The sequence below is a fragment of the Streptomyces enissocaesilis genome, assembly GCF_039533765.1.
Lineage (GTDB): Bacteria > Actinomycetota > Actinomycetes > Streptomycetales > Streptomycetaceae > Streptomyces > Streptomyces enissocaesilis.
In genome coordinates this window covers 21,517-27,516 of the sequence record NZ_BAAAUD010000109.1, presented here as the reverse complement: position 1 = coordinate 27,516, position 6,000 = coordinate 21,517, and the positions used below count along the sequence as shown (strand labels likewise).

At 66.5% G+C, this 6,000-nt stretch carries 5 protein-coding genes and 1 pseudogene; 3 read left to right on the top strand and 3 right to left on the bottom strand.

What is annotated here, in order from left to right:
* Positions 1-152: 152 nt before the first annotated feature.
* Positions 153-1,100, top strand: a pseudogene (locus ABD374_RS33155) (IS30 family transposase); the annotation flags it as partial.
* Here the strand turns inward: ABD374_RS33155 and ABD374_RS33150 are convergent.
* The gene (locus ABD374_RS33150) at positions 1,080-1,505 is read right to left on the bottom strand and encodes an SDR family NAD(P)-dependent oxidoreductase (RefSeq protein WP_344500625.1); all 426 of its coding nucleotides are present in this window, start codon (positions 1,503-1,505) and stop codon (positions 1,080-1,082) included. The pseudogene ABD374_RS33155 and the gene ABD374_RS33150 sit on opposite strands and share 21 nt — an antisense overlap.
* Positions 1,506-2,352: 847 nt before the next feature.
* Positions 2,353-3,321 (bottom strand): NAD(P)-dependent oxidoreductase, encoded by a 969-nt coding sequence (locus tag ABD374_RS33145; RefSeq protein ID WP_344500623.1) that lies wholly within the window; start codon positions 3,319-3,321, stop codon positions 2,353-2,355.
* Positions 3,322-3,755: 434 nt separating this feature from the next.
* On the opposite strand from ABD374_RS33145, the gene ABD374_RS33140 reads away from it, so the two are divergent.
* The gene (locus ABD374_RS33140; RefSeq protein WP_344500621.1) at positions 3,756-4,124 is read left to right on the top strand and encodes a winged helix-turn-helix transcriptional regulator; all 369 of its coding nucleotides are present in this window, start codon (positions 3,756-3,758) and stop codon (positions 4,122-4,124) included.
* Between the two features lie 161 nt (positions 4,125-4,285).
* Here the strand turns inward: ABD374_RS33140 and ABD374_RS33135 are convergent, their stop codons facing one another.
* Positions 4,286-5,245 (bottom strand): AraC family transcriptional regulator, encoded by a 960-nt coding sequence (locus ABD374_RS33135; RefSeq protein ID WP_344500619.1) that lies wholly within the window; start codon positions 5,243-5,245, stop codon positions 4,286-4,288.
* 102 nt (positions 5,246-5,347) lie between these two features.
* Here ABD374_RS33135 and ABD374_RS33130 point away from each other — a divergent pair, with 102 nt between their 5' ends.
* A complete protein-coding gene (locus ABD374_RS33130) occupies positions 5,348-5,953 on the top strand; it encodes a type 1 glutamine amidotransferase domain-containing protein (protein ID WP_344500617.1) in 606 nt (201 codons plus the stop codon).
* Positions 5,954-6,000: the final 47 nt, after the last annotated feature.

The following is a 6,000-nucleotide window of genomic DNA, read 5'->3' as shown; positions in this document are numbered from 1 at the left end:
GGCCCGCGCGGACGCCGACCTGGTGCCGACCACACTCGAGTACGCCCTCGCCTCCCGCGAGGTCCAGCCCGGCGAGCTGATCCATCACGCTGATCACGGCTGTCAGGGCAGATTCAATCGGTCGTCGCAACACCTCATGATCAGCGAGGTGTGTGACGGTTCGTCGTCAGCAGGCAGCCGATCGGGCGATACGGCTAAAGTTGAGGTCTCCTGGGCATCCGAAATTCCAGCGCCATATCGAAGCAGCGTTCTGGGATGAAATCGCCAAAGGTCTCCTCGCGGAGGAAGCGGCCGCGGTTATCGGCGTGGCGCCGGCGGTGGCCACGCGCTGGTTTCGGCAGTGTGGCGGCATGCGACCGTTCGATCTGAAGCCGCATTCGGGCAGGTACCTGTCGTTTTCTGAGCGGGAGGAGATCGCGCTCCTCAATGCCCAGGGCATGGGCGTTCGTGAAATCGCTCGGCAAGCCCGTCGTGATCCGGGGACGATTTCCCGCGAGTTGCGGCGCAACGCGGCCACCAGGGGCGGGAAGCGCGATTACCGGGCATCGGTCGCGCAATGGAAGTCGGACATGGCCGCACGCCGCCCGAAGGCTGCGAAGCTGGTCGCCAATCCGCAGTTGCACGCATACGTCCAGGAGCGGCTGTCCGGCGAGATCAGCACGCCTGGCGGCAGGGCGATCGCAGGGCCTTCGACAGGCGCGTGGACGGGGCGGAACAAGCCGCACCGTAAGGACTGCGCGTGGGTGCAGGCGTGGAGTCCGAAACAGATCGCGAACCGGATCAAGGTTGATTTCCCGGATGATGAGTCCATGCGCATCAGCCACGAGGCGATCTACCAGGCTCTCTACGTTCAGGGCCGCGGGGCGCTGAAGCGAGAGCTGATCTTGTGCCTTCGCACGGGCCGCGCACTGCGTGCTCCGCGCGCTCGTTCGCGCCGTAGGACCTGGGCGCATGTGACGCCCGAAGCGCTGATCAGTGAACGGCCTGCCGAAGTCGAGGACCGTGCCGTTCCTGGCCACTGGGAAGGCGACCTGATCATCGGATTGGAGCGGTCCGCGATCGGCACTGTCGTTGAGCGGTCAACTCGGTTCACGATGCTGGGCCTCGGTCACCGCAACCACCCGCATGGCTTCGACGACGTTCGCATCGAAGACGGCCCGCAGGTCGTCAGCTCGATCCGACGTCCTCTCCACTGAGGACGCTGCGGTGAGCCCGAGGATATTGACCAACGCATCCAACTTGCCGCCGCGCCACTCGATGTGTTCCGCGGCACGCCAGAGAGTAGCGATGTCATCTGGGTCCACCACCACAGAGTGGACATCGTGCCCGGCGGCACGTAGTACCCATTCGGCGCCCTTGCCCGCGCTCTCGCTGCTGCTGCCCAGATACACCATCATGCCTGCTTCGGCCAGCCGCTCCGCGATGGCGCGTCCGACACCCCTGTCGGCCACCGTGACGAGCGCAGTACGTCCGCGTTGCACCTGGTCAGACAGCAGAGATGGCATGACTGACGATCCTGTCCATGGTGGGAACTGACGCGATGCATTTTGGAGGGAGCCCTTGAGGCGGGCAGCGCTCAGGGCCGCGTGTGGGGGCGAACACGGCACGAAAGCGAACCAGATGCCGGTCGGCGGAGGACCGGGGATGGCTCACACCCTCACTGGCCGAACATGCCAGCGCAGGGGGAGGGGGTCGGGCGTGAACCACCCCCGGGGCTTGAACGGCCGCCGCCAACAGACGTTGACAGGAGCAAAGCTGTCAGGGCTACAGAGGCAGGCCGGCGATCTGGATACCGGCCTTGGCGCCCCCTCGCGTCGCTTAGCCCGGGTTGGCGCGGCAATGGGCGGTTCGACACCGTTGAGCGGAGCGCGCGGCGGGAGGGGTGACCGCAAAGCCGTGGGCCAAGCCTCGCGGCAGCAGAGCAAGTCCACCGGCACCGACACTGCGTACCTGGCTGCCCGCTGAGCATGGGACCGCTGATGCCGCCAGACAAGGAAGTCACGTATTTCCTCGGTTCCGAACAACAGGGGACGAGCGCCCACCGTCGCGCTGCGCTGCCCGAGAATGGAGTCCCGTACGGCGATACTCGGAATCCGCGCTGACACGGGGCCGCCGACGCTCTCGCGAGGTGTACATGTGAAGAGTAACAGCCCATCGACCGATAGGGGTGACGAGCAAAGCGTGAGGGAACGCAACCAGGTTGCTGTCCAAGATATGTATCGATGCAAGCGTTCGGCGAGACACCTGGCGAGCCTGCGAAGGCGGGCGGGGCTACCGGGGCCCTGACGGCAGTGCCGACAAGCGATCATGACGCTGCGGGGCTTGATGGAGTGGGGCGGACTCTTCGGCGGGTCACCGCGTGCCGTCAGGCCTGACGACGGTATTGGCCAACGCTTCGCCTCGTGCGTAACGGTGCAGCTGTTGCACTAGAAAGCTCCGCGATGATTCCTCGAAGGCGTCGGTGAAGGCACCGATATGCGGGGTTATCAGCGCACCGGACAGACCCCACAAAGGGTGGCCTTCGGGTAGGGGCTCGGGGTCTGTCACGTCCAAAGCAGCCCGCAGCTGGCCGGAGGCCACCGCACGGGTCAGCGCGTCGGTGTCGACGAGTTCTCCCCTGCCGACGTTGACCAGCAGTGCACCGTCGGGGAGGAGGGACAGGGCGGCCTCATCGAACATGCCGTACGTCTGCGGGGTTGCGGGCGCGCACAGGACCGCACCATCCACGGTGGGCAGCAGCTGTGAGAGGCTGCCGGCCCCGTGGACGACGGCTCCCGCGACAATGCGTGCCGTGCGCGCGAGGCGGACAACGTGGCAGCCGAAGGCGTCCAGCAAAGACGCGACGGCTGTTCCTACCGGCCCCTGCCCCACCACAAGGATGCGTTTGCCGCCGAGGGTGGTGAAACTGCGAGGTGCCCACCGTCCGGCGGCCTGCTGGCGGTGGAAGTCAGGAAGTCCCCGCGCCGTGGCGGCCAGAAGGGCCACCGCATGTTCCGCGGTGACAGCAGCGTGCACTCCGCGCCCGGTAGCCAGACGGGTGCCGGCAGGCAGCAGCCCGAGGTGAGCTTCCAGGTAGTCGAATCCGGAACTGAGGACCTGCAACACCTCAAGGTTGCGCGCGCGGGACAGTACGCGGACCAACGATGCGTACCCCTGTGTTCCGGGATATCCGGTAAGGAAACGCACTTCCGCGGGGTTGCCGGGAAGCATGTCGTCCTGACCGTCCCAGTAGCGGTAGGAGAGTTGTTCTGGCAGCCCATCGAGTTCTTTCGGCTCGTAGGGGAGCCAGACCACCGCGTCGTCGGCCAAATGCGTCGTCATGAAAACTCCTTCGGGGGTCGAGAGCAACGACGGGCGTCGCCCCGCAGTGGGCGCCGTCGAAAGCGGGCCTGGTTGGCGTCTGCACCGGGCATGCGGCTTGGACAGTCAACTGGCGTGCAGCACAATCGGCCGGCACAGGTGCATGCCACACAGGACGGCACTTGGCTTTGCATGCCTCGGCGGCCCAGGACACCCAGCGACCGCGGCGCACCATACGGACTTGGCCAAACCCATCCCGTGAAATGTCACGGCAGGGAGCGCGAAGCGCACTTCGATACGGTACAGGACAGCACTCGTATGCCCACCGGGCCCGGGCCCTGCCCTGGGCCGGTCGCCGGTGTGTCCGGCCTGTCTGCCCCACGCAGTACACACGTATCGACGACAGATACGGGTTGCTCAACGTGAGTCACCCCAGCGGTGCTAGCAGTACACTCATGCCCAGGGCGGTCGAGCAGCAGCACGAGTCGGCGGCATGTACACGGGTCGACGATGACATCACCCGTGCCTTCCAGGTCCTCGGGAAGCGCTGGACGGGCCCGATCATGTCCGTACTCAGCAACGGGCCCGTGTACTTCGTCGATCTGCGCAAGGCCGTCCCCGGCATCAGCGAACGAATGCTCTCCGACCGCCTGGCCGAACTGGGTGCCGCCCGCCTTCTGGTGCGTGAGGTCAACGAGGGGCCTCCGCTGCGGGTCTCCCGCCGACTCACGAAGTCGGGTGAGGCGCTGAGCCCCGCACTGCGATCGCTTGGGCAGTGGGCGAGGGAACACCTGCCGGACGCGGAGCGGAGCTCGCGGTCTTGAGAACCTGGTGGTGACCCTCGCTTCGGCGCGCAGGCGCATGAAGGGCTCTGGAGCAGGCCGATCGGGGCCCGGCCGGCCGCCAACCGCTCGGCCCGAAGATGAGCCGCGCGTCGTCCAGCAGCTTCCCGTCGGCTTAACTCAGGGCGAGGCCGCCGGCATGGCTAGGCGTGCACGGGTGTTCTCTGCGGCGGTGTGGCACCGTCCTGGTTACGAACTTCCTTGCGGTAGCTGCCTGGTGGTATGCCGAGCTTGCGTTTGAATGCAAGGGCGAAGGATGCCTCGGAGCGGTAGCCAACGGCGTCCGCGATGACGGCGATCGTCTGGTCCGTTGTGGCGAGGCGGTGTGCGCCCAGTTCGAGACGCCACTTCGTGAGGTACTCGAGCGGCCCTTGTCCGACGGCGGCCTTGAAGCGTGCGGCGAGGGTGGAGCGGGAGACGAGTGCAGCGTCCGCGAGGAGCCGTACTGTCCAGCGGCGCGCCGGGTCGGCATGGATGGCGCGCAAAGCCGCGGAGACGACCGGGTCACCGAGCCCTTGGAGCCAGCCGGCCCGGTCCGGGTGGTGGGTGAGGTGGCAGCGCAGGACATCGACGAGCAGGACGACAGCCAGGTGCTCGCTGACCACATGTGAACCGAGGCCGGCGGTGCGGGCCTCACGATCGATGCGGTTCAGCAGGTGAGGGACCATCGCCGCGCCCTCGGCGTGGGCAGGCAGATAGATCAGCGGCGGGAGCGTGTTCAGCAGCAGTTCACGGGCGCGACGGCCGAAGGCGAAGCTACCGCCGACCAGACGCGCGCTCACCGGTTGCTCCAGGGGGCCGACCTCGGCACTCGTGCCTGCCGTGGCACGGAAGATGGGGGAGGCCTTCTGCACGCTGGCATGGGCCGAGGTGAACAGGACGAACTCCTGCGGGCGGGTCAGGAGGAAGGAGTCACCCGTGCGGAGCAGGAGCGGCCTCTCCAGCCCGGGCGTGTCGATCATGCAGGATCCGGACAGCACCGCGTTGAACTTCGCGCCGGCGGGTGCCGGGAACCGCAAGGCCCAGTCACCGTGTCCGGTCAGCGTGGAAGCCTGCTGCGCACGGACCTCGACCAGAGCAAGAACTTCTTCGAGAGGGTCCACACCAGGTGGACTATCTATAGGTTCAGTAGGACTCATTATGTTTGAGAGTCTACTGCGCGGCTCCTATCTTGTACTCATCAAGACCATCTCTAGGAGCAGAAAGTGACTGACACCGACATCAACCGTCCCGCCGACAACCGAGTCGCACTGCCGACCGGTGAGCCGTCCAGGGGCCGCATCGCCGTGCTGACGGCCGACAAGGTAGAAGACGTGGAGTTCTTCTACCCCTACTACCGCTTCGTCGAGGCCGGCTACGACGTCGACGTGATCACCTCGTCCGGCGGCGAGCTCACCGCGTACCGCGGCATGAGCCTGCAGGAGACCACGGCCCTGGCCGACGTGGACCCGGCCGATTACCTCATGCTCTATGTACCCGGCGGGCTCGCCCCGACCGAGCTGCGAGAGAACCCTGCCGCCCTGGACTTCGTGCGCGCTTTCGCCCTCGCCGACAAGCCGGTCGGACTGGTCTGCCACGGTCCGCAGATGCTTGTCTCGGCAGGGCTTGCCGAGGGCCGTCGCCTCACCTCCTGGTACGAAGTCAGCAGCGAGATTGAGGCGGCAGGCGGCATCTGGGTCGACGAGCCTGTCGTCCAGGACGGTTCCTTCTTCACCGCCCGCAAGCCAGGGGATCTGCCTGCAGAAATGCACAAGATCATGGTGCACCTCGCCCAGCGACAGCATGCGGGCACAGGCCGTCCGTTTGCCTAAGGGCCATAGGCTTGAGGGCCGTCAACTGGCTGATGGACGGCTCCTGG